We start from the raw sequence: 23319 nt of genomic DNA, 5'->3' as shown, positions 1-23319 counted from the left end.
ATCCTGACAGCCGGGCGGGAAGTTACTATTTGACCGTGAAATGAGGTAAAATTTCCAAAGAGAATTTTTTCAGTTAGATGACTGCTCCTTATGATAAAGCGATTATTCAATAAATCATCAAGATGAGGATATTATGAAAAAAATGGCGGCGGCCGATGTCGTGATTTTCGGCGGCGGTATTGCGGGTTTATGGCTGTTAAATCGATTACGCCAATCAGGCGTTTCAGCATTCCTGTTTGAATCCGGCGCTCTGGGAGGAGGTCAGACACATAAATCACAAGGCATTATCCATGGCGGAATGAAATATGCTTTGCAAGGCATCATGACCAAAGATGCGCAGGCGGTGTCATACATGCCCGGATATTGGAAAAAATGTCTGAGCGGACAGGGTGAGCTGGATCTCACGGGCGTGCCTGTCTTGTCATCCCGGCATTATTTATGGTCTCCCCAGAAGTTTACCTCCAAATTAACAGGGTTTTTGGCCGGTGCCGCCCTGTCCAGTAAAGTGGAGCCCCTGCCTAAGGAAGATTATCCCGAAGTGTTCCGGAATCCTGCATTCCGGGGAGAAGTTTTTTCACTTGATGAAATCGTGGTGGATGTTCCGGTGCTGGTTCGTGAACTAGTCAAGAACAACCAGGATGCTGTTTTCAGAATTGAACCCTTGTGTGACGAAGGATTCAGGTTTGACGAGCAAGGAAGATTATTGTCCGCGACGGTGTATTTGTCCGGGAAGTCTGTGGAAGTGTCTGCCCGGCAATTTATTTTCACCGCGGGCGCGGGAAATGAAGTCATTATTAAAAAACTCAAGAATCGGGAAGTGGCCATGCAGCGGCGTCCACTGCATATGGTGCTGGTCAAGACCCCGTTTGATTATCCTCTGTATGCCCATTGTCTCGGACTGGGCAGTCGGCCGCGCATCACCATCACGACACATCACACACAGGATGGCAGCACAATCTGGTACCTGGGCGGACTGCTTTCCGAAGAAGGCGTCGGGCGTGACAGTCCCGCCCAGATTGAAGCCGCGCGCGCGGAATTGAACGCGCTTTTTCCCTGGCTGGATTTTTCTTCGGCGCAATTCGCGACTTTTACCATTGACCGGGCGGAGCCCTTGCAAAAAAGCGGATTAAAACCGGAGTCTTCCTTTGCCAAGGTCGTCAATAATATGATTATCGCCTGGCCTACCAAGCTCGCGCTCGCGCCAAAACTGGCGGACGATATCCTGCGCCATCTGCATACCATGGAATTCGAGCCGCATTTTTTTGATTCGCGTGAATTGCGCTCCTGGCCTATGCCTCCGCTTGCGAAACCTGTATGGGAGGATGCGTTTTGCAAAAGCGCAATCTAGGAAGCAGTGGAATTCAAGTCAGTATTGTCGGCCTCGGTACAGTCAAATTTGGCCGTAATCAGGGCGTTAAATATCCTTGCGCGTTTGAATTGCCGTCAGATCAGGACGTGGAAGAATTGCTGGCTGTCGCCGCCGGACTGGGAATTAATCTGTTAGATACCGCCCCGGCTTACGGAGCCAGCGAAGAACGTCTGGGGAAATCTTTGCGCGGCCGACGGCATGAGTGGGTGATTTGCACCAAGGCGGGCGAGGAATTTATTGACGGCCAATCTTCATATGATTTCTCGCCGCACGCGTTGACGCACAGTGTGGAACGCAGCATGCGGCGGCTGCAGACTGATTATCTGGATGTTGTGCTGGTGCATTCAAACGGCGATGACATGCGGATTATTGAACAAGATCAGGCTTTTGACACGCTGGAAATGCTGAAACGCGCGGGCAAGATACGCGCGTATGGCATGTCAACCAAAACGATTGACGGCGGGTTGAAGACGGTCGAATTCGCGGATGTGGCCATGGTGACATTCAATCCGTCCTGTGTCGAAGACCGCGAGGTCATTGCCAGCGCGCATCGAAAACAAAAGGGTATTTTCATCAAGAAAGCTTTTGCCAGCGGTCATGCGTCTAAAGACCCTGGCGGCAATCTGCGGTTTGTATTCGCCGAAAGCGGCGTGACAAGTGTGATCATCGGCACCATCAATCCTGCGCACTTGCGTGAAAATGTGGAAAGCTGTAAGGTTGTTGGTTCAATTCCCTGATTAAATAGGTTTTGCCTTGCGCCTTCGGCAATGGATGACGGATATGGGTAAAGCAGTTATCAGCCGTGAATCGCTGCTGGCCCTGGCTGCCGCCATTTCTGTTTTCATGGGCTATTCATTCGCGCATATTCAAAATATCGGCTTGTCCTTCGATGAAGGTATCTTCATCAATGCAGCGCTCGGAGGCGTCACCCCGGATTTTATTTATAAAAAAATCTTTGGCATCCCGCTGATGACATTTCCCTATGAGGGCGCGGTGAAGGCCTGGCTCTATTATCCTGTTTTCAAATGGTTTGGCGTGACGATTTATTCCATCCGTGTCCCTGTCATTCTTATTTCGTTTTTGACCATCCTTGTTTGGTTTGTCAATTCGAAGTTTTTGTTTCAGGATAGGCTTTATTCCATTCTGTTTTTATTTCTCATGTCCACCGACCCATCGTATATCTATCACGCGAGAATGGACTACAACACGCTTGTGCTGCAAGGCTTGTTTATATCCTTGTCATTCTATTTGTACTGGAAATGTGTCGCGCTCAAAAAGCCTGCCGTTCTCGCCCTGCTTTACCTGGTTATGCTGACGGGCGTTTACAATCGTTTGAATTTTTTATGGGTTGTGGCCGCGTTTTTTGGCGCGGCGTTGCTTTTTAACAGGCGCGACGCGATCAGGTTGTACCAAAGACACAGCGTGTTGACAGCCAGTCTGACCCTGGCGTTTGTCGTCACGCTGGCGGTGATGTTTGTGCTGTTGGTCGTGCCTCTGCGGGATTTTCCCATGGGGCATATCATGAATATGTCTCTGGGCCAGAAAATCATTTATACTTTTCATCTGTATCTGAACACCATGAACGGCTCCTTTCCCTATATTAAAATGTTTCACCGGGATACGGGGGCGGTATCGTTGGTGAATGGTATCGAAGTCGGTATCACCCTGGCGGCATTATTGTGGGTGAGTGTCTCCCGTCTGCTGCGCATTAACGGTCCTGCGGCGACAGATCATGATGTAAAAATGGGATTTTGCTTTACTGTCTGTTTCATGTTGCTGCTGATGGTGGTGCTTACTCCTCAGGCTAGAAATTCATATCATGTGATGGTGTTATGGCCGCTGCCGCATTTACTGTTTCTTTTATCCATGGCGGTTTTTTCCAGGCATGTCAGTATAAAATGCGCCCGGATTTGCCTGTTTGTGCTGGTATCCTGTGTTATCTCCTCGCAGCTCGTCGTGAGTAATCGATACTTGTCTGCGCTGTCGCAGCCCGGAGGCTATATTGACGTTTCATGGTCTCCGGCGATTTATCGCCTGGCGGATTATGTCAATCGGCACAGCGGGAAATACGATGAGATTGTTTCAGTGGAAGCATTCAATACGCAACTCTTGTCTTTCGCCGCGGATGACGGCGTGCGCATGAAGCTGCATCAGGAAGCCTGGGCGATACTCACGAACGATGAAAGCCTGAAAAAGATGCGGGATTATATTTTGCCCGGATTTAAACGGGGAGAAAAAGCTAATTTGCGCTGGCTTTATAATGCATATTTCAGAAATAAAAAAGTCCTGGTTATCACGCTGGCGGGCGGCGTCTACCCTGCGGAAGTAAACTTTTTCAGGTTTGCGCGCGACTACCGGTTAAATCTCGATCAGGTCGCCGCTATTAATGACGCCGGCGGGCGGACAATATACCGTTTATACGCCGCATCGACGCAGAGAGAGGAATCCCTTCCTCAGCTATAAAAAACGGGAATTGTTTCAAAAATATGATATTGCACGGGTGTTGTGCCGCGGGCAATTCCTACTCTCTTATTTCTTGGATCAGATTTTCCTTCAGTTCGAATAACTTCTTTTCAAGGCTCACGGAATACGGCGCGTCCCCGTGTGAGTTGTGAAATTGCTGAACTGCGTCCACCGCATGTTTGCGCAGCGTGTGTATGCTTTTCTGCGCGAGAACAGGCTGGCCGTTACGCAAGACTGGTTCCAGCAGATCAACGAATCCATCGTAATCATCAAGGCGGATATCCTGCATGGATTGATCCAGCAATACCACTTCAGGTGTGTCTGCCATTCCCAGGCTGAGATCGTAAATCACATCCATGACATATCGATCGGCGGAAAAAAAGCGCCGGATTTGATGCCGTCCGGGATTGGAGATTTTGACTTCCTGTTCAGACAGCTTGAGTTTGTAATTCCACGCGCCTTTTTTGTCGCGCAGCGCCGATAGCTTGTAAACACCATCCAATGCCGGCTGATCATAAGCGGTGGCGAGGTGCGTTCCTACGCCCCAGGAAGTTATTTGCGCATTTTGCTGCTTGAGATCGCTGATGACATATTCATCCAGCGAATTGCTGGCCATGATGCCGGTATTTTCAAATCCGGCTTCATCCAGCAGTTTTCTGGCCTTGATGCTGAGGTCCGCAAGGTCGCCCGAGTCCAGGCGAATGCCCAACAAGTCAGCCCCGTTTTCGCGCAACTTCTTGCCTGCCTTTATAGCGTTCTTGACGCCTTCCACGGTATTAAAAGTATCGACCAGCAAGACTGTGTTATGCGGCATGATATCCGTGTAGGCATGAAACGCATCCATTTCGGTCGGGAACGCAGTGACCCAACTGTGAGCATGTGTTCCACGAACGGGGATGTCGTATAATTTTCCTGCGAGAGTGTTGGAAGTGGCGACACAGCCGCCTATGTATGCGGCCCGGCTCGCGGAAAGCGCTCCATCTGGGCCCTGGGCTCGGCGCATGCCGAACTCAATAACGTTATCTCCTTGCGCGGCCCGGCAGACGCGGGACGCCTTGGTGGCGATCAGGGTCTGGAAATTAATCATGTTCAGCAAGGCGGTTTCAATCATCTGGCATTGTAAAATGGGGCCTTGGACGCGTATCAATGGTTCATTGGCAAAAACAACCGTGCCTTCCGGCACCGCATCCACATCACAGGTGAAGGAAAGCTGTGCCAGATAGTCCAAAAAATCCGGCGTGAAAAGAGGTTCCTGGAAAGCGTTTTTCAGCGTGCCCAGGTAGGCAAGATCATCATTGCAAAATCGCCAATTCGTGAGAAAATCAACGACAGTAGCCAGTCCGCAGCTGAGGGCGTAATTCCCCTTGAAGGGATTTTTGCGAAACAAGAGATGAAATGCGGCTTCTTGTTCATGCATATTCAGCTTCCAGTAACCATACGCCATGGTTAATTGATAGAAGTCTGTCAGTAAGGGGGAATGGGTCAAGGCTGTCACTTCGATCTCCTCGTTATGCTTTTGCGGCTGGAATGATTGGGCGCTTGCTCGGCAGGTTTCCAATCGGGGTTAGTCACATTATAATGATTTTTTTTGATTTTCATGAAGAAGGTATTTGTATGTCCATTAAAAGAATGCTGTTATTGGTGGGATTATCGGTGTTATTTGCCGGCTGTTCAACCTCCAGGTTTTATGGATCCAATTCAACCGCCTACAGTGACAGCAGCGCCAAAAGCATGGGCGTACGGTATTTGCTGGGCCGAGGCGTTGAACAAAGCAATGAAAAGGCTTTTTATTATTTCAATCAGGCGGCGAAAGACGGCGACCCGTTTGCTCAAAATGAGATCGCGTATATGTATGCGGCGGGCAAAGGCACCGCCCGGGATTATTCCAAGGCTTTCGATTGGTATAAAAAGGCCGCCGCTCAGGGCCTTGCCAGTGCGCAATATAATGTAGGCTTGTTTTATCTGCATGGCCTGGGCACGCCGGCAGACAAGTCACAAGCCAGGATGTGGTTTCAGAAATCCGCGGCGCATGGTTTTGAGCCCGCCCGCGTAGCCCTTAGCCGCTGAAGGGCCAAGAGAATGTCTCGTGCATATTCCGCGTAAACGCTTCGGACAGCATTTCTTGCGTGATGAGGCTGTCATTCGCCGCATCGTGGCCGCGCTTGATGCCAAACCTGGCCAGCATCTGGTTGAGATTGGTTCCGGACAGGGAGCGCTTACGCTTCCTGTTCTTAAACAGGTTCATCATCTGGAAGCGATCGAGCTGGACCGGGAGCTTATTCCTCTCTTGTCCGAGCGCTGCGAACGCGCCGGCAATCTGATACTCCATGAGGCGGATGTCCTGGATTTTGATTTCGCCGGCATCAGGACTGATGACCGCTTTCTGAGAATATTCGGAAATTTGCCTTACAATATCTCTACCCCGTTGATTTTCCACCTCATAGCGTTTGCAGACATCATCGAAGACATGTTGTTCATGCTGCAAAAGGAGGTTGCCGAACGTCTGGCCGCAGGCGCGGACACGGAACATTATGGACGGTTGAGTGTCATGGTGCAGTATCATTGTCAGGCCGAGCTGTTATTTGACGTGCCGCGGCGGGCGTTTCATCCGCCGCCGCAAGTCGAGTCCACTATTGTCCGGCTTGTCCCTCATGAACATTATCCTTGCAAGGCAAGCGATGAGAGACTGTTTGCGACAGTAGTTAAGCAGGCGTTTGGGCAGCGGCGAAAAACCTTGCGCAACAGCCTGAAAGAAGTGGTGGATGATGAAATCTGGGAGAGCCTTTCCATACGATCAGATTTGCGCGCAGAAAAACTGACCGTCAGGGAATTTGTTGACATCAGTAATGCGGTGACGGACGCGCTTAACAGGCGTGCATGAATAAGGTTATCAGAACAGGAATGGTTTGCAGATGACAATCTATGCGATTGGAGACATTCAAGGCTGTTTTGCCGAACTGGAAAAATTACTGGCTGAAATCCGCTTCAATCCGCAAACAGACAGCCTCTGGTTTACAGGAGACCTGGTGAACCGCGGCCCGGACTCGCTAAAGGTGCTGCGTTGGATCAAGGCGCTGGGAGAAGCGCAAGTCGCTGTGCTGGGCAATCATGACTTGCATTTGCTGGCAGTGGCGTACGGCGTTCGATCGCAGCACCGCGGTGATACGCTGGATGAGATTCTGCGCGCGCCTGATAAAATTGAATTGATCGAATGGCTGCGTCACCGCCCCTTGCTTCATTTCGACCGTGCTGCGGGATTTGTCGTGACTCACGCCGGCCTTGCTCCCTGCTGGAGCCTGAAGTTGGCGCGCGAACTGGCGCATGAAGCGGAGACCGCATTGCGCGGCGCCGCGCCAGAGATTTTTTTGAAACAGATGTATGGTGATCTGCCGGATAAATGGAGTGACGATTTGAGTGGTGCGGACCGTTATCGCTGCATTATAAATTATTTCACGCGCATGCGTTTTTGCTATCCGGATGGACGCCTGGATTTGTCTTACAAAGGTGAGATTGCCGGCAAGCCGCGCGAACTGCTTCCTTGGTTTGAAGTGCCGGACAGAGTCAATGCCGGAGTGAAAATCCTGTTTGGCCATTGGGCGGCGCTCAACGGTAACACGTCAGTACCCGGACTTTATGCGCTGGATACCGGCTGTGTGTGGGGGAATTGTCTGACCGCCCTGCGGCTGGAAGATGAAAAGCGGTTTAGTGTGCGTTGCGCGTGACTAGGGGCGCTTAATTAAATTACGACAGTCCCTGGGCATGATTGCTTTCGCTCCAATCGCCGCCTCCTTGTGGCTAAGGATTTCATCCTGAAATCTAGTCGCTCATCTATCATGCCCAGGGACTGTCGTAATTTAATTAAGCGCCCTTGATAATCAGGCAGGATTTTCCAGCATGGCTGGTTTTGAAACGGGTTCCAGGGTAACAAAACTGTATGAATAGGGATTTTCATCGTCGGGCGCGAAAGTGGTAATTGCGACCTGTTTCCAGTCTTTCGGGTCCAGCTCGGGAAAGAACGCGTCGCCGCTGAAGTTTTCATGCACGATGGTAAGATAAATACGATCCAGATAAGGCAGCGACTGCTGATAGATTTCCGCGCCGCCAATAATAAATACTTCCCGCTTGTCTTCGGCCGCCGCGTGCGCGAGAGCTTCCTTGAAAGAGGTGACTACAATACAACCCGGGATTCTTAGAGCGGCATTTCGCGTCATGATGATGTTGGTGCGGTGAGGCAGCGGTCTGCCAATCGACTCATAAGTTTTTCGTCCCATCAGAATAGGGTGGCCGCTGGTCAGGGTCTTGAAATGCCTGAGATCTGCGGGCAGCCGCCAGGGCAATTGATTGTTGCTGCCGATGACGCGGTTATCGGACATGGCGGCGATCGCGGAAAGCATGGGGCGTTGCATATGAGGCATCAGTCTGTTCGCTTAAATAATCAGGCAAGGTGGATGTGTGAGTATAATCTGCGGATGTGTCGCCGACAATGACAATAAAAGCTGTCTCAATGAATGCTTCCAGCAAAGCTGATTTCCATTGAGACAGCGTTCGGAATGCTGTTATCAGTGTAACGTATGACTGGCGCCCACATCCGAATTCACGGAATGCGAGACAAGTGAAGGGCTGCTCGCAGAACGGTGAAGCAAATTGAGTTTTTTGGCAGCATCAGCCTTCTTTTTCCCAGAGTGCGTGTGATCAATGCCCGAATCAGGAAGGAGCAGGATTTCATCTTCTTCCGATCCATTGATCGCGCGGACCTTGGACGATAATTGAGGTCTGACGGGCAGTTGAGGGCTGGGCGAATCGCTATTAAATGTGCGGAAAAATTGGGCCGTGCTGCTGGCGGGTTTTTTGTCTTTTAGCAGCGGGGTTTTTTCATCGCTATGTGAGTCGATCAGAACAAGATCGCTGGATGAACGAGGACGACGACGGGGAGACGCGGCTTGCTGCGGGGAGCCGCTGATGCCTGGACTTCCAGGCTGATGCCGGTTGTTAGGCGAGTTCTCAACCCGCGGTTCGCTTTTAAAAATAGAGGCCAGACGGTCCAATTTGTCTGCGAACCAGCCGCGCATCGCATTCGAATATTTATGATTGTTTTTCTCGTCGATATACTCAAACACCTTGACGCCGATACCAATGACGACACCTGTCACCAGCAAGGCGATTGGCAGCGCGCCAAATGTAGCCACGGTGCCGGCCCCTAACAGAGCGGTGGCGCCCAGGGTGACGCCGGTGACTACCAGCATGGATGCGGTAATTTCAATTACTTTGAATGCCACGTCACGTTCCGCTTGCAACCTCTTTTCGCGCAGGCGGTTGTATTTGGTTTGTAAACGTGCTTCCTGGTTTTTCAACTGGGTCAGTTGGGTGTTTTTTTCGTATAACCGGGATGATAAGGTGGAAATCGCCTTGTCATTGGCTTTCAATCGTTCCAGGTCGGTATCGCTGGCTTTGCGGGCTTGGACTTTCTCCAGGATTACGGCATTTGCCTCTTCGAGCAGCTTTTTTTCCTGGGTAATCGCGCGGATATCCATTTCCAGGGTAAGCATGGATTGCGCGTTCTGGATTTTGAATGCGTTCAGCTTGCGTTCCGCTTTCGCTTCCCTGTCTTTGAGCGTGTGCAGCCTGTAGGACAACTTCCAGAGCTGGACGGAATAAATCCTTCCCAGCAAGGCGGGAATCAGGACCGGCATGAGCGCGGAGCCGAGTACTTGCGCGCCCAGCCCGAAAGCAATATAGCTAAGGCTAAGGCCGACACCCGTGCCGCCCAGCATAAAGGTGAGTAAACCCGCGGCAATTTTTGTTTTGCGGTTGCGGGATTTTTCCTTGCGTATGGCTTTGATGGCATCCCAGAGACCTTGAACGCCTTCGACGGCGTGAATGATCGCTCCCACGGCGCCGACCAGAAATGGCGCGACTTTCTCTACTATCTTCGCTGGCAGGGCGGAGCGTCCGACGGCGTTCCAGATGTCGTCAATCAAGTCTATAAATTTTTTGCCTATGTCAAAGGGTTTTTTGAGCAGATTGAGAAAGGCCATGAACTTGTTCGGCGCTTCTTCAGGTTCTTCTTCCTCAAACTGCGGAATGGATTTTGATTTCAATCTCATTCTTTTATCTTGCAAGAGCGCGAGCTTGTGCATCAGAAAACGGAAGCGGGGAGAATGCAGTGAGGTGTGGATAAGCGGTAAGGTATAAAAGTAGTCACTGTCTTCTTTATCAAAATCGAAATTATCCATGAGTTCGGCAATGACGGCGTCATTTTCTTCCTCGCTCGCAGGATTAATCTGAGAGCCTTGTCTGCCTTGTCTGTATGATTCCCTTGTTTGGGCAATCATCCTTCCCACAGTGCTGTCAGGATAAAATTTCTCGATTTCGGCGATGACGGCGGCAATTTCATTGTCTATTTCTTTCAGCTTGATCGGCTTGTCATCATTCTTTTCTTCGCTTTCTTCTTCGTTGTCGGAATGACTCAAATCGATGGGCGGTATCGAAGCCTGGTATGCGGCGGACAACAGAGCTTGCAATTCACGCCTTAACTCCGTCATCTCTTTGGGAATGGTGTCGAGTATGCTGGACAAGAGACTGATTTCTTCCAGACGGACTTGTTCATCCAGCTCGGGTGAATATAGACTGCTCAGGACTCTGTTGTTCATGCGGTTTCTCGTTTTGTTTGGATTATTTTTTTATGTTTTTTATACGTTGTGTGTTCATGCTGAAAATTTTACGCTAGGTGGCTGACAGTTTGATTAATTTAGTCTTAAAGTCAGGGTATTTTTTTGACCTGGCAAACCTTAAGATAGACTTAATGCGGGCGGCTTTTTTCGTCATGCCAACCACGCCAAGGCTAGTCCTGCCTTGGAGACGTGGAAGGAAAAGGAGCGCGGGTTCGCGCCCTGGCGAGATCTTCGAGCTTTCTATCTCGGCCCTTTTTCGCTAATATTGTCAGTTTTACGCGGGTGCCAGTCATGAATCAAAAATCATTACCTCAATACCGGGAGCTTAACCAGGCGCTCAGCAAAACCACATTGAAGCTGCACCCTTCACAGGTGCATGGTTTGGTCAGCGGCATTCTGTGCGGAAATCCCAAAAGCAGCGCCGCCTGGGAAGAATTGGTGACCGGGGGCAAGGACCCTGCAAAAACCCATGAAGTGTTGCAGGCGTTATATGAAGCGAGCATGACGCAATTAGATGATTTTTTATTTGAATTTCAGCTGGTCCTGCCGCCTGATTCGGAAACCTTGCCTATCCGCGCCGAAGCCCTGACACTCTGGTGCCAGGGGTATTTGACGGGCCTGAAGATGGCCCAGATCCAGATTGTGGACCGTGACCCTGGCGAGATGACGGAAGCCATCAATGACCTCATTGAAATCGCAAAAATGAATTATGAAGAAGTCGTGGCAAGTGAAGAGGATGAAGCGGCTTACATCGAACTGGTTGAATATGTGCGCATGGCTGTCATCCTGATTTATCAGGATATGCGGGAGGAGGATGCGAGCAGGAAAACTGCCAGCTCATCAAACCATCTCCATTAAGTCATAGGGTAATTAAAATCAAAATGAAGGGAGTTTGCCATGATTAAAATGTCTGAATACGCAAAACGCCGTAAAGAGTTAATGCGGACAATAGGCCAGAATGGAATAGTCATACTCCCCTCCGCTCCAGAAGTCTTTCGCAACGGCGATGCCACCTATGCCTATAGGCAAAACAGTGATTTTTATTACCTGACCGGGTTTGAAGAGCCGGATGCGGTGTTGGTTCTCGCTCCCAAAAGAAAAGAAGGCGAATACATCTTGTTTAACCGTATTCGTGACCGCGACCGTGAAATATGGGATGGTCCGCGCGCGGGCCAGGAAGGCGCGGTGAAGGAATATCTTGCAGACCAGGCTTTTCCTTACAGTGAGCTTGCATTAATGCTTCCGGACTTGATGGCGGGCCGTGAATCCATACATTACCCGCTGGGCGTTAACCGGGAGTTTGATAAACTGCTGATGCAGTGCGTGAATAAAGTGCGCTCCAAGGTTAGAGGCGGTCTGCAGCCTCCGGCTGCTTTTGTGGATATTGCTCCTTCATTGCATGAAATGCGGTTGTTCAAAAGCGCCGCTGAAATTGAAATCATGCAAAAGGCCGTGGATATTACCGAGAAAGCGCATGTGCGCGCCATGCGGTTCTGCCGGCCGGGCGTGTATGAGTACGAACTGGAAGCAGAACTGCTTTATGAGTTTCAGCGCAACGGGGCCCGTTTCCCTGCTTATAACTCCATCGTCGGCGCGGGGCGCAACAGCTGCATTTTGCACTATATCAACAATAACCAGAAAATCGCCGATGGCGACCTGGTTTTGATTGACGCCGGAGCGGAATATCAGAATTACGCGGCCGATATCACCCGGACTTTCCCGGCCAACGGCCGGTTCACCGGAGAGCAGCGCGCGATATATGACCTTGTTTTGTCTTCCCAGTTGGCTGCAATCAAATCCATCAAGCCGGGCGCATCCTGGACAACGGCACAAAACATCATTGTGAAAATTCTCACGCAAGGGCTGGTTGATCTGGGCATATTAAAAGGGAATGTGGATAACCTGATCGAAAGACAGGCTTACCTTCCTTTCTATATGCACCGGTCTGGCCACTGGCTGGGTCTGGATGTGCATGATGTGGGAATGTATCGCGTTGAAACCAAGTGGCGGGCCTTGCAGCCCGGCATGGTATTTACGGTTGAACCGGGTATTTACATTTCGTCAGATATTCCGGGGGTGCATAAGCGCTGGCATCATATCGGTGTGCGTATTGAAGACAATGTCCTGGTGACTGACAAGGGGCGTGATGTTTTGAGTCATAAAATACCCAAGACTGTTGTTGAAATCGAAGCTGTTATGGCGAAATAATCATGCCCCGTTTTGATCTGGTCATAGTCGGCGGAGGCTTGGTTGGCGCGGGGCTCGCGGCCGCGCTTCGTCATTCCGGATTGCGTATTGCCGTGATTGATTCCCGGCGGCCGTCCAGTGACGATCCCCGCCTGTTTGCCTTGAATAACGGCAGTTGTCAATTTCTGGATAATCTTCATCTCTGGCCCCGGCTTTCAGCGCATGCATCCCCTATTCAGCAAGTCCATGTGACCCGTCATGGACACTTCGGTTCAGTGCGGCTGCGGTGTGAAGATGTGGGTTTGCGTAATCTGGGTCATGTGATCCCGGCGCGGCATATTGAGGCGGCCTTGAATGAAACATTGTTGTCTTTGCCCGCGTGCACGCTTTTCCGCCCGGCTAGACTGCAGTCGCTTGATCAGGATGACAGGATGGTACAGTTGACAATCCTGACCGAAGAAGGCGAAGTGTCGCTGTCTTCGCTTGTCGTCATAGGGGCTGACGGGACTGATTCCACTGTGCGCTCGCAATTGCACATCAAAACGGAAGTGATTGATTATGAGCAAAGCGCCATAGTGACGCGAACCGCGCTAAAGCGTTCCCATCACCATGTCGCGCATGAACGGTTTCTCGCGGACGGTGCTGTTGCCATGCTGCCTTTGCCGGGAGAGGAATGCGCAACGATCTGGACGGCGAGTAATCATGCAGTTTCAGAACTGATGTCATTTTCAGATGAGGAATTTCTGAAACGGCTGCAGGATGCTTTTGGCTATCGGCTGGGGCGCTTGCAGGGCATAACACAAAGACATGTATTCCCGTTACGCCTGGTTAGGGCTGAAAAAATGGTTGAGCAAAATGTTTTTCTGCTGGGCAACTCGGCACATACCCTGCACCCTATCGCGGCGCAGGGATTCAACCTGGCTGTCTATGAAGTCGCCGTGCTGGCCGAGGCGATTCTGGAAAAGCTTCAGAATCAGAAATGCTTTACCAAGGAAGACTTGCCGGAAATCAGCGCGCTGATTCAAAAACAGCAGGCCACCAGTATCGGGGTATCCCATCGTCTCTCTACTCTTTTTTCCACGGATTCTTTTTTGGGCGGGTGGCCTTTGCAGCTTGGTATGATGGGGCTGGATATGATCATGCCTGTGAAAAAGAAATTTATTGAAGCCATTATGGGCCGGACAGGACGTGTACCGGGGCTATTATTGAGTGATTTCTATGAAAAAAACCTCTCGGCATGACGTTGAAAAGGAATTGATCGCCATCACGGCCCGGCTGCTGGATGAATCTGGCGAACCCTACAGACGGGAAATCAGTCTGGACGCTTCACTGCAGAGACACCTGGGAATCGATAGTCTGGGCCGCGCGGAATTATTCCAGCGCATAGAAAAATCATTTGATGTGAGGCTGCCTGACCGCTTGCTGGCGGAGGCGGAAACATTGGCTGATATTGTTGCCGGCATCATGGAGTCCGGGCCAGCGCTCGCGCAGCCCGTCAAAAAGGAAATTGTGACATCGCACGGGGAGCGTCCCAGGGTGGATCCGGCAAGCGCCAAGACCTTGCTGGATGTTTTGTTCCTGTATGGCGAACGCTCTCCCGACAAGGCGCATATTTATTTCCAGAATGAAGAAGGCAGTGAAGAAGTCATTACTTATGGCGCATTGCTGCAATCCTCACTGCGGGTAGCCGCCGGATTGCGTGAGCGCGGATTGCAGACCGGTGAAACCGTTGCCATCATGCAGCCCACTCACCCGCGGTTTTTTTATACTTTCTTTGGCACCTTGCTCGCGGGTGGGATACCTGTTCCCATTTATCCCCCTTTTCGTATGCACATGCTGGAAGCTTACGCGCAGACTGAAGCGCGTATCCTGCGTAACGCTGAAGTGCGCATACTGGTGACGTTCGAGCAGGCAGAAAAACTCAGCCTGCTGTTGAAATCGTTTGTTCCCAGCTTGAAACAGGTGACCACCGTGGAGGAGTTGATAAGACCTGATGCGCTGGACCATCCCTTCAATGCGAACCCGGCGAACTATGCATTCATTCAGTATACCTCGGGGAGTACAGCGGATCCCAAAGGCGTGCTGTTATCGCATGATAATCTGCTGACTAACATTAAAGCCTACGGCCAGGCCATTCAGGTGACGCCGGATGATGTCGCTGTCAGCTGGCTGCCGCTTTATCATGACATGGGGTTGATAGGCATGTGGCTGGGCAGCTTGTATTATGGCGTGCCGCTGATATTGCTGACGCCTTTTTCATTCCTGAATCATCCCGAGCGTTGGCTGTGGGCCATTCACTATCATCGCGGCACGCTTTCCGGGGCGCCCAACTTTGCCTATGAGTTGTGCGCGCGTAAAATTGATCCTGCGTTGATTGAGGGTCTTGATCTCTCTACCTGGCGGATGGCGGCGAACGGCGCGGAAAAAGTATACCCGAAAACACTGGAGCAATTTGCCAGAAAATTTGCGCCTTATGGCTTCAGGCGCAGTGCCCTTTTACCCGTATACGGATTGGCGGAATCAACAGTCGCGCTGACTATTCCGCCGGTTAATCGGGATTTCAGGCTGGACGCCATTCAGCGCAAGGAATTCGAAGAAAATCGCCGTGCCGTCCCTGCGGCCGCGGCCGAGGGAAAGAATGTTCTCCAGTTTGTGTCCTGCGGCCCGCCAATCGCGGGACATGAAATTCGTATCGTGGATGATGCCAATCAAGCGCTGCCGGAACGGGAAGTGGGAAATCTGCAATTCCGCGGGCCTTCAAGCATGCAAGGCTATTACAACAATCCCAAAGCGACCGAGGCGATTTATCACGCAGGCTGGCTGGACAGCGGAGATCTTGCTTACCTGGCCGATGGCGAGCTTTTTATCACCGGACGGAGAAAGGATTTGATTATCAAGGCGGGCCGCAATCTTTATCCGGCTGAAATCGAAGAGCTGGTCGGTGTTGTGCCAGGCGTGCGCCAGGGCTGCGTGGCGGCATTTGAAGTCTCGGATGCGCAGCATGGAACCGAACAGCTGATCGTGGTGGCCGAGACGCGTGAAAAAAGCAAATCGGGACGAGCCAGGATCAGAGAAAACATCAAGGAAGCCGTCGCGACATCGCTGGATATCGTCCCCGATCACGTGGTTTTGGTCGAGCCGCACGTTGTTCCGAAAACGTCGAGTGGAAAATTGCAGCGCGCGGCGTGCAAGGCTTACTATCTGGAGGGGCGGCTGAACAAGTCACCCATACCCGCCTGGCTGCAATTAGTGAGGCTGGGGCTGCAGGCCGCGGCTCGCAAATGCCTGAGCGCGCTGAGCGTGACGGGGAAATTTATTTATACCCTTTATATCGCGCTGATAGTCGGAATTACCTTTTTCCCGGTGTTTTGTCTCGTTAAATATTCATCGCGCGACACTGCTGCCCGCGTAGTGCGTGTATGGGCAAAGTGGATTTTGAGGTTTGCCTTTTGCCCCGTCAAAGTGGATGGAGAAGAAAAACTGGAAAGGGTTTCGCCCGTCATTTACGCGCCTAACCATGCGAGTTATATCGACTCGCTGGTCATGATATCCATCCTGCCGCCCCAAACACGTATTGTTGCCAAAAAGGAATTGTTCCATACGCCTCTGATCCGTACGGTGGTGCAAAAACTGGATTATCTCGGCGTGGACCGCATGGATTTTTCAAAAGGCCTGGAAGATACAAGGCGCATCGAATCCGTATTAAGAGCGGGCGCCTCCATTCTGATTTTTCCCGAAGGAACATTCAGCTATGCCTGCGGCTTGCGGCCTTTCCGTCTGGGAGCGTTCAAGATCGCCACGGAAACCGGCACCCCTATCTGTCCTGTTGCGCTCAAAGGCACCCGGTTTATCTTACGGGACGATGAAAAGCTGATGTGTCCGCGCGCGGTGACCGTTACGGTTTGTGAGCCTGTCAAGGCCAAAGGAATGGAGTGGCAGGATGTGACTCATCTGCGCAATGTGGTGCGCGCTGAAATTTCGAAATATTGCGGAGAGCCTTCGCTGGATTTTATCGCGGCACAGGCAATTGCTCCAAAACGTACACGATAAATTTATTGCAGGGAGTTTAATTCTTGAAACCTGATCAACGTGTCACTACCGTTGCCGCCTGGTGTCTGTATGACTGGGCAAGCGCGTCATATTCCATTATCGTGATGACCTTCATTTTCGCTACCTATTTCACGACCAAAGTGGCTGAAAATGAAATCGTTGGTACTTATCAGTGGGCGAATGCCACTTCAATCGCGGGGATCATTATTGCTTTGTTTAGTCCGCTGTTCGGGGCCATAGCAGATCACGGCGGCCATCATAAGCGTTGGCTTTTGTTTTTTACCGCCTTGGCGGTTGTCAGTTCCGGCATGCTCTGGTTCGCCTATCCGAATACTCATTCTGTGTATCTGACCCTGACGTGTCTGGTATTGGGGACGATAGGGCTGGAAGTCGCTCTGGTTTTTTATAATGCATTCCTGCCGCAGCTTGCTCCCAAGGATTATTTGGGCCGGATTTCAGGATGGGGCTGGGGCAGCGGTTATATCGGAGGCATTCTCGCGCTGTCAGTCGCGCTGGTAGTATTTGTCCGTTCGAACTGGCTTGGTCTCGATACCGCTTCTGCCGCGCAAATTCGTATTTGCGGCCCATTTGTCGCGATATGGTACACGGTTTTTTCCATCCCATTATTCCTGCTTGTCCCCGGTTTGTCTTCTGCGCACAAGCCGTTGCCCCAGGCAGTGCGTGCCGGATGGCACGAATTATGGCGCACATTGAAAAAACTGCCGACGGAAAAAAATATTTTTCTTTATCTGGTTTCACACATGATTTACGCGGACGGCCTGAATACCTTATTTATTTTTGGCGGCATTTATGCTGCCGGCACCTACGGCCTGACATTTGAAGAAGTGCTTTTGTTTGGCATCACCATGAATGTCGCGGCGGGGTTGGGGGCCGTCACTCTCGCCTGGATGGATGATTTGATAGGATCAAAAGCTACAGTCATTTTATCGCTGGTTTGTCTGACGTGTTTAGGCGTTCCGTTATTATTGCTGCACGACAAGACGGCATTCTGGGCGGTCGCGTTATTGCTTTGTTTATTCGTGGGCCCGGTGCAGTCTGCCAGCCGTTCTCTGATGGTGCGTCTGATTGCAGACAAGGCTGTGTCCACGGAAATGTTTGGATTGTATGCGCTGTCAGGCCGTATTACTGCTTTCATCGGACCTTGGCTGTTTGGCGTGATGACCATGGCATTCGACACCCAGCGCGCAGGAATGGCCACGGTGCTGGTGTTTTTTGCGGTCGGGGCGTTGTTATTATTACCCATACAAGTAAATAAAAAGGGCCAGGCATGATTCTGAATAAAAAAATCGTCATTGTGCTGCCTGCTTATAATGCTGAATTTACCCTGGAAAAAACGTATAAGGAAATTCCGCTGGATATGGTTGATGAAGTCGTGCTGGTGGATGATGCGAGCAGCGACAGAACTATCATCGAGGCGCAGAGGCTGGGCATCGGGCATATCATTCGTCATGAGCGCAACAAGGGTTATGGAGCCAATCAGAAAACCTGTTATGACAAGGCGCTGTCATTGGGGGCGGACATCGTCATCATGCTGCATCCGGATTATCAATACACTCCCCGTTTGATACCTTCCATGGCCTATCTTGTAGCGCAAAACGTTTATCCTGTGGTGCTGGGTTCCCGCATTTTGGGAAAAGGCGCCCTCAAAGGGGGTATGCCTTTATATAAATATATTTTTAATCGTGGTCTGACCATGATGCAAAACCTGCTTTTGGGGCAAATGCTTTCGGAGTACCATACCGGGTATCGCGCATTTTCGCGGGAAGTGCTGGAGAATATTCCCTATTCCCGCTGTTCGGACGACTATCTGTTTGATAACCAAATGATTTCTCAAATTCTTTACGCGGGATATAATGTGGCCGAAATCACTTGTCCCACCCGATATTTTGCGGAAGCTTCCTCTATCACGCTTGTCAGAAGTCTGGTGTATGGCGTGGGAGTCATACGAACGTCTTTTGGATACGTCTTGAATAAGCTGGGATGGATAAATTCTCCCCTGTTCAGCATAGACAAGGGAATGGGTTCTAAACCGCCTTGATTTCTTTTAAAATGCCTCAATATATATTTTATATCTTAAAATATCTAACTTATAGAAGGTCTTACCATGAGCAGCCATATCCATGCAATCAGCGACGCATCTTTTGAAAACGAAGTGATTGAATCCAATATACCTGTGATTGTAGATTTCTGGGCCCAATGGTGTGGTCCATGCAAGGCGCTGGCGCCTATCATCGAAGATGTGGCTTCCCAGTACACAGATAAAGTAAAATTCGTCAAGCTGGATGTTGACCATAATCCCTCTACCCCGCCCAAATTTGGTGTTCGTGGCATTCCTACCTTGATCCTCTTCAAGGAAGGCCAGGTTGTTGCCACTCAGGTTGGCTTGATTAACAAAGCCGAATTGGCGAAGTTTATTGATAATCACATCTGATATTTGTCTCGATTGCCCCGCCTTGTGAATTAACGGCCGGCTTCGCGCGGTATCTATCCCGCGCGAACGGTTCGGATGCTAATAGTGTTTCAGGAAACTGGATATTCTCATAAATTAGTGATATTTTTAGTGGGTAGATAACCCTCTTACCTGTCGTAAACTCCATAGTTCTTGTTAGCGGTTATCAGGTGTCCAGGCCCTGAGTCTGGCATAACTTTAGGATAGAGATTCAATTGCCTGTCACGAGTGGTTTGCGCTTGTTGTGAAAGGGAATGCGAGTCGTCTTTCGGAAGATCCCTGCTGATACATGAATGAAACTTGCACGGCATATTGGGTAAATTAATTAGAGTGTCTCTTCTGTGTTTACAATCAATCAACGTTTTTTATTTTTAGGGTTTAAATCATTATGAATTTAACTGAGCTTAAGAAAAAAAGTGCAGCTGAATTGGTTACACTGGCTGAACAATATGGGCTGGAAAACATGGCCCGCTCAAGAAAGCAGGATATTATTTTTGCAATCCTGAAGGAGCATGCGAAACGCGGTGAAGATATTTATGGCGACGGCGTGCTGGAAATTCTTCAAGATGGTTTCGGTTTTTTACGCTCAGCTGAAGGTTCATATCTCGCCGGCCCTGATGATATTTATGTTTCTCCCAGCCAAATCCGCCGATTCAATTTACGCACGGGCGATACCATCTCTGGTAAAATTCGTCCTCCCAAAGAAGGCGAGCGTTATTTTGCCCTGTTAAAAGTGGATGAAATCAATTTCGAAGCGCCTGAAAATGCCAAGAACAAGGTTTTGTTTGAAAACCTGACGCCGCTATTTGCGGACAAGCATCTTAAAATGGAGTTGGGAAACGGCAGCACGGAAGATATTACGGCGAGAGTGATTGATCTCATTTCGCCTTTCGGAAAAGGCCAGCGCGGCTTGATTGTTTCTCCGCCTAAAGCGGGTAAGACCATGATGCTGCAAAATATAGCCCATTCCATTGCCCACAATCATCCTGAATGTTATCTGATCGTGCTTTTAATTGACGAGCGCCCTGAAGAAGTCACGGAAATGTCCCGTTCCGTCAAGGGTGAAGTGATAGCGAGCACCTTCGACGAACCGGCAAACCGTCATGTCCAAGTGGCGGAAATGGTGATTGAGAAAGCCAAGCGGCTGGTTGAACATAAGCGTGATGTTGTCATCCTGCTGGATTCCATCACCCGGCTTGCGCGAGCTTATAATACTGTTGTGCCGGCATCCGGCAAAGTGTTGACCGGCGGCGTTGATTCCAATGCATTGCAAAGGCCCAAGCGTTTCTTTGGCGCGGCACGAAATATTGAAGAAGGCGGCAGTCTGACGATTATCGCAACGGCACTGGTGGAAACAGGGTCGAAAATGGATGATGTGATCTACGAGGAATTCAAGGGAACGGGCAATATGGAAATCCATCTGGATCGCCGTATTGCAGAACGCCGCGTCTATCCTGCCATCAACGTAAACCGCAGCGGTACACGCCGTGACGAGAAATTTGTATCAAAAGAAGTTTTACAGCGCATCTGGATTCTGCGCAAACTCTTGCAGCCTATGGAAGAAGGTGCTGTTGAGTTTCTTATCGACAAGATGAAGGATACCAAAACAAACGACGAATTTTTTGATGCCATGAAAAAGTTCTAATATGGTTGCCTGGATATTGTGTCCAGGCCTTCCATTTTGATTTTACGGGAAACAGAATGAATTATTGGTTGTTGAAATCAGAGCCGGAGTGTTTCAGTATCGATGATTTAAGCTGTCGCCCGGGGCAGACAGCGTATTGGGATGGCGTGCGCAATTACCAGGCGCGCAATATGCTGCGTGATGACATGAAGACCGGCGACCTTGGTTTTTTTATCACTCAAGTTGTCATCCCCCTGGAGTGGCCGGGATTGTAGAAGTGGTCAGAAATGGTTATCCGGATTTTACAGCCTGGGACATAAACTCAGATCATTATGATTCTGGCAGCACGCCGGACCAGCCGCGCTGGTATATGGTGGATGTGAAACTGGTAGAGAAATTCCAGGCTTTGGTTACGCTGGAGGAAATGAAGCGGCATCCCAAGCTAAAAGACATGATGATACTGCGCAAAGGCAATCGTTTGTCTATCACCCCTGTCACATCTGAGGAATGGAAGGTAATAACAAGTCTTGCTGCGAAGCGTTAAGTGGTAAAAGACTGACATAGCTCAATGAGCATTTTCTGAAAAATCGCAGAGAAGCTTTCCCTGACCATCGAGGAATATTACCCTCTCCGCATTCAATGCGGAGAGGGTTTAAGGATGATATGTTTAAAACGCCGCTCAAGAGCGCTTCTGATTATTTCCTGCTGCTGAATAATTCGAAGTCCGCCGGGATTTCCCGTGGGGCTTTTTTTTAAATCGTGAGGACGTGTCGTTCTTGCCCTCACGGTTTTTTCTGGAATGAGGCATTTCAGAATTCAAAGGCTTGCGGGTGTCGGCATCATGGGCGTCTTTCTTTCCCGGCGAATACGGTTTTTTATGGCTGTAGCCTTTCCTGGGTTCATATTGTTCATACGGGTCTTTTTTGCTGCCGCCGGCCTTGCTGCGGTTTTTTTCATTTTTGCTGGCGAAAGGTCTGGCTGTTTTGTGGCTTTTACTCTGCTTGTCCTTTTTACTGGTTTTGTAAGTGACACCTGGTTTGTGTTTATGTCCGGAGTGGTATCCCTCATTCTGTCCGTCATCTTGCCGGGCCTGGAAATTCCTGTCCTGACGGTGCTGTTTGGCAGGTGCCATGTGCTTTTCAGCGCGAACCTTGTTATGAGGCAAGGTCAGGATTTCATGTGAATTCACACTATGTTTTTTCGGCGCGGAGGAATCACCGGCATCAATATTCTGCATCAGTTTGATGCGTTGTCCAAGGTAGCGCTCAATGGATTGCAGATGCCGGGCATCTGAAGGCAGTACAAAGGATATCGCGACGCCGGTTTTGCCTGCGCGGCCAGTACGGCCTATGCGGTGTACATAATCCTCGCAAAACCGCGGCAGGTCATAATTGAAAACGTGGGTGATATCACTGACATCAATACCGCGTGCCGCAACGTCAGTGGCGACCAGGAATTGGATTTTGCCGCGGCGCAATTGTTCCAGGGTGCGATTACGTACATTTTGCCGCAAGTCGCCATGAAGGGCGGCAGCCGCGAATCCTTCATCGCGTAATTGATTGGCCAGTTTGTCGGCGTTGATTTTTGTCGCTGAAAAGATGATTGCCTTGAAAATATTGGCGTCATTCAGAAAATGTTTCAAAAGCCGGTTTTTGTGCTGCGGATTATTCGCTTTATACATTTCCTGTCTGATTTGTGGCGCAGCCAGTTTTTCATGGGACAAATCGATGCGCTCAGGATTTTTCAACAAATGTTTCACTGCGTTCATCAGCTTATTATCCAGGGTGGCGCTAAACAGCAGTGTCTGGCGTTTTGCCGGGGTGAGTTTTGCAATATATTGAACGTCATCAATAAAACCCATATCCAGCATGCGGTCTGCTTCGTCGAGCACCAGCATTTCCACCTGAGACAAATCGACACGCTTTTGTTCCAGATGGTCAAGCAGCCGTCCTGGCGTGGCAACCAATATGTCCGCGCCGCGGGCCAGGTCTTTGATTTGATGATGGTAAGGCATGCCGCCGACCAGGCTGACGATATTAAAGCGCATGAACTTGCCATAGAGGCTTGCAGCCTTGGTGATCTGGCTGGCCAACTCGCGTGTCGGGGTCAGGATCAGAACCCGGGTTTTTTTTGACGGACCCTGCTGGCTTAGCCGTTGCAAGGCTGGCAGTACAAAAGAAGCGGTTTTGCCCGTTCCTGTTTGGGCGGAAACAACCACATCCTTGCCTTTCATGACAAAAGGAATGGATTGAGACTGCACCGGGGTGGGGCGGGTATAGCCGCAAATGGAGATGGCTTTGTAAATATCTGAATTAAAATTAAAATCTGAAAAGCTATTCACGTTTTATCCTCGTTATAACGAATAGGCGAGCCATGTAGAGTCGCGTATTTCCCAAGGAAAAAGACCTAGATAGCCGGCGGTTAATGTGTATCATCGCCAATCAGACTAACCAAAAATCATTTCAGGTGAACCCATGAGAGCAAA

General features: G+C 50.2%; 18 protein-coding genes and 1 pseudogene. 15 read left to right on the top strand and 4 right to left on the bottom strand.

Going from position 1 to position 23319, the window contains the following annotated elements:
* The first annotated feature begins 133 nt into the window (after nucleotides 1-133).
* From AQULUS_RS10755 to AQULUS_RS10745, 3 genes are read left to right on the top strand one after another with little or no spacing between them, the layout of a single operon-like run.
* A complete protein-coding gene (locus tag AQULUS_RS10755) occupies nucleotides 134-1348 on the top strand; it encodes an FAD-dependent oxidoreductase (RefSeq protein WP_148340141.1) in 1215 nt (404 codons plus the stop codon).
* Nucleotides 1330-2106 (top strand): aldo/keto reductase, encoded by a 777-nt coding sequence (locus AQULUS_RS10750; RefSeq protein ID WP_197737319.1) that lies wholly within the window; start codon nucleotides 1330-1332, stop codon nucleotides 2104-2106. The genes AQULUS_RS10755 and AQULUS_RS10750 overlap by 19 nt, the downstream gene beginning before the upstream one ends.
* Before the next feature lie 43 nt (nucleotides 2107-2149).
* Nucleotides 2150-3832 (top strand): ArnT family glycosyltransferase, encoded by a 1683-nt coding sequence (locus AQULUS_RS10745; protein ID WP_148340139.1) that lies wholly within the window; start codon nucleotides 2150-2152, stop codon nucleotides 3830-3832.
* Between the two features lie 58 nt (nucleotides 3833-3890).
* Here AQULUS_RS10745 and AQULUS_RS10740 read toward each other — a convergent pair whose 3' ends face one another.
* Nucleotides 3891-5327, bottom strand: coding sequence for a nicotinate phosphoribosyltransferase (locus AQULUS_RS10740; protein ID WP_232051887.1), 1437 nt, complete (start codon nucleotides 5325-5327; stop codon nucleotides 3891-3893).
* Between the two features lie 119 nt (nucleotides 5328-5446).
* Between AQULUS_RS10740 and AQULUS_RS10735 the strand changes: the two genes are divergently transcribed.
* From AQULUS_RS10735 to AQULUS_RS10725, 3 genes are read left to right on the top strand one after another with little or no spacing between them, the layout of a single operon-like run.
* Nucleotides 5447-5899, top strand: a complete 453-nt coding sequence (locus AQULUS_RS10735) for a tetratricopeptide repeat protein (protein ID WP_172622839.1) — start codon at nucleotides 5447-5449, stop codon at nucleotides 5897-5899.
* A 19-nt stretch (nucleotides 5900-5918) separates the two neighbouring features.
* Complete coding sequence (rsmA, locus tag AQULUS_RS10730) at nucleotides 5919-6713, top strand: 16S rRNA (adenine(1518)-N(6)/adenine(1519)-N(6))-dimethyltransferase RsmA (RefSeq protein ID WP_148340136.1); 795 nt, start codon at nucleotides 5919-5921, stop codon at nucleotides 6711-6713.
* 31 nt (nucleotides 6714-6744) lie between these two features.
* Nucleotides 6745-7554: a symmetrical bis(5'-nucleosyl)-tetraphosphatase gene (locus AQULUS_RS10725; RefSeq protein ID WP_148340135.1), complete on the top strand. Its 810-nt coding sequence runs from the start codon at nucleotides 6745-6747 to the stop codon at nucleotides 7552-7554.
* A 153-nt stretch (nucleotides 7555-7707) separates the two neighbouring features.
* Here AQULUS_RS10725 and AQULUS_RS10720 read toward each other — a convergent pair whose 3' ends face one another.
* A complete protein-coding gene (locus tag AQULUS_RS10720) occupies nucleotides 7708-8238 on the bottom strand; it encodes a dihydrofolate reductase (RefSeq protein WP_197737318.1) in 531 nt (176 codons plus the stop codon).
* 153 nt (nucleotides 8239-8391) lie between these two features.
* Complete coding sequence (locus AQULUS_RS10715) at nucleotides 8392-10482, bottom strand: hypothetical protein (protein ID WP_148340134.1); 2091 nt, start codon at nucleotides 10480-10482, stop codon at nucleotides 8392-8394.
* A gap of 312 nt (nucleotides 10483-10794) precedes the next feature.
* Here AQULUS_RS10715 and AQULUS_RS10710 point away from each other — a divergent pair, with 312 nt between their 5' ends.
* The 9 genes and pseudogenes from AQULUS_RS10710 (at nucleotide 10795) to AQULUS_RS13200 (ending at nucleotide 21378) form a co-directional block, all read left to right on the top strand.
* Nucleotides 10795-11361: a UPF0149 family protein gene (locus tag AQULUS_RS10710; protein ID WP_148340133.1), complete on the top strand. Its 567-nt coding sequence runs from the start codon at nucleotides 10795-10797 to the stop codon at nucleotides 11359-11361.
* A gap of 39 nt (nucleotides 11362-11400) precedes the next feature.
* Nucleotides 11401-12711, top strand: coding sequence for a Xaa-Pro aminopeptidase (gene pepP / locus AQULUS_RS10705; RefSeq protein ID WP_148340132.1), 1311 nt, complete (start codon nucleotides 11401-11403; stop codon nucleotides 12709-12711).
* Nucleotides 12712-12713: 2 nt separating this feature from the next.
* Entirely contained in the window at nucleotides 12714-13931 is a 1218-nt protein-coding gene (locus AQULUS_RS10700; RefSeq protein ID WP_148340131.1) for an FAD-dependent monooxygenase, read from the top strand.
* Nucleotides 13909-16740, top strand: coding sequence for an AMP-binding protein (locus AQULUS_RS10695; protein ID WP_148340130.1), 2832 nt, complete (start codon nucleotides 13909-13911; stop codon nucleotides 16738-16740). The genes AQULUS_RS10700 and AQULUS_RS10695 overlap by 23 nt, the downstream gene beginning before the upstream one ends.
* 23 nt (nucleotides 16741-16763) lie before the next feature.
* Complete coding sequence (locus AQULUS_RS10690) at nucleotides 16764-18032, top strand: MFS transporter (RefSeq protein ID WP_232051886.1); 1269 nt, start codon at nucleotides 16764-16766, stop codon at nucleotides 18030-18032.
* Complete coding sequence (locus tag AQULUS_RS10685; RefSeq protein ID WP_148340129.1) at nucleotides 18029-18799, top strand: glycosyltransferase family 2 protein; 771 nt, start codon at nucleotides 18029-18031, stop codon at nucleotides 18797-18799. Before AQULUS_RS10690 ends, AQULUS_RS10685 begins: the two co-directional genes overlap by 4 nt.
* Before the next feature lie 66 nt (nucleotides 18800-18865).
* Nucleotides 18866-19192, top strand: a complete 327-nt coding sequence (trxA, locus tag AQULUS_RS10680) for a thioredoxin (protein WP_148340128.1) — start codon at nucleotides 18866-18868, stop codon at nucleotides 19190-19192.
* Nucleotides 19193-19598: 406 nt separating this feature from the next.
* Nucleotides 19599-20855, top strand: a complete 1257-nt coding sequence (gene rho / locus AQULUS_RS10675) for a transcription termination factor Rho (protein ID WP_148340127.1) — start codon at nucleotides 19599-19601, stop codon at nucleotides 20853-20855.
* 56 nt (nucleotides 20856-20911) lie between these two features.
* Nucleotides 20912-21378, top strand: a pseudogene (locus AQULUS_RS13200) (EVE domain-containing protein).
* 135 nt (nucleotides 21379-21513) lie between these two features.
* Here the strand turns inward: AQULUS_RS13200 and AQULUS_RS10665 are convergent.
* Nucleotides 21514-23175 (bottom strand): DEAD/DEAH box helicase, encoded by a 1662-nt coding sequence (locus AQULUS_RS10665; RefSeq protein WP_197737317.1) that lies wholly within the window; start codon nucleotides 23173-23175, stop codon nucleotides 21514-21516.
* Nucleotides 23176-23319 lie beyond the last annotated feature (144 nt).

The sequence above is a fragment of the Aquicella siphonis genome, from assembly GCF_902459485.1.
GTDB classification, from domain to species: Bacteria; Pseudomonadota; Gammaproteobacteria; order DSM-16500; family DSM-16500; genus Aquicella; species Aquicella siphonis.
This window is presented reverse-complemented; position numbering and strand designations above follow the sequence as displayed.

What these genes read in the sequence shown, in the direction of transcription:
- AQULUS_RS10755 (WP_148340141.1), top strand. Translation starts at nt 134, where the DNA reads ATGAAAAAAATGGCGGCGGCCGATGTCGTGATTTTCGGCGGCGGTATT.
- AQULUS_RS10745 (WP_148340139.1), top strand. Translation starts at nt 2,150, where the DNA reads ATGGGTAAAGCAGTTATCAGCCGTGAATCGCTGCTGGCCCTGGCTGCC.
- AQULUS_RS10735 (WP_172622839.1), top strand. Translation starts at nt 5,447, where the DNA reads ATGTCCATTAAAAGAATGCTGTTATTGGTGGGATTATCGGTGTTATTT.
- AQULUS_RS10725 (WP_148340135.1), top strand. Translation starts at nt 6,745, where the DNA reads ATGACAATCTATGCGATTGGAGACATTCAAGGCTGTTTTGCCGAACTG.
- AQULUS_RS10720 (WP_197737318.1), bottom strand. Translation starts at nt 8,238, where the DNA reads ATGCAACGCCCCATGCTTTCCGCGATCGCCGCCATGTCCGATAACCGC.
- AQULUS_RS10715 (WP_148340134.1), bottom strand. Translation starts at nt 10,482, where the DNA reads ATGAACAACAGAGTCCTGAGCAGTCTATATTCACCCGAGCTGGATGAA.
- AQULUS_RS10710 (WP_148340133.1), top strand. Translation starts at nt 10,795, where the DNA reads ATGAATCAAAAATCATTACCTCAATACCGGGAGCTTAACCAGGCGCTC.
- pepP (WP_148340132.1), top strand. Translation starts at nt 11,401, where the DNA reads ATGATTAAAATGTCTGAATACGCAAAACGCCGTAAAGAGTTAATGCGG.
- AQULUS_RS10700 (WP_148340131.1), top strand. Translation starts at nt 12,714, where the DNA reads ATGCCCCGTTTTGATCTGGTCATAGTCGGCGGAGGCTTGGTTGGCGCG.
- AQULUS_RS10695 (WP_148340130.1), top strand. Translation starts at nt 13,909, where the DNA reads ATGAAAAAAACCTCTCGGCATGACGTTGAAAAGGAATTGATCGCCATC.
- AQULUS_RS10685 (WP_148340129.1), top strand. Translation starts at nt 18,029, where the DNA reads ATGATTCTGAATAAAAAAATCGTCATTGTGCTGCCTGCTTATAATGCT.
- trxA (WP_148340128.1), top strand. Translation starts at nt 18,866, where the DNA reads ATGAGCAGCCATATCCATGCAATCAGCGACGCATCTTTTGAAAACGAA.
- rho (WP_148340127.1), top strand. Translation starts at nt 19,599, where the DNA reads ATGAATTTAACTGAGCTTAAGAAAAAAAGTGCAGCTGAATTGGTTACA.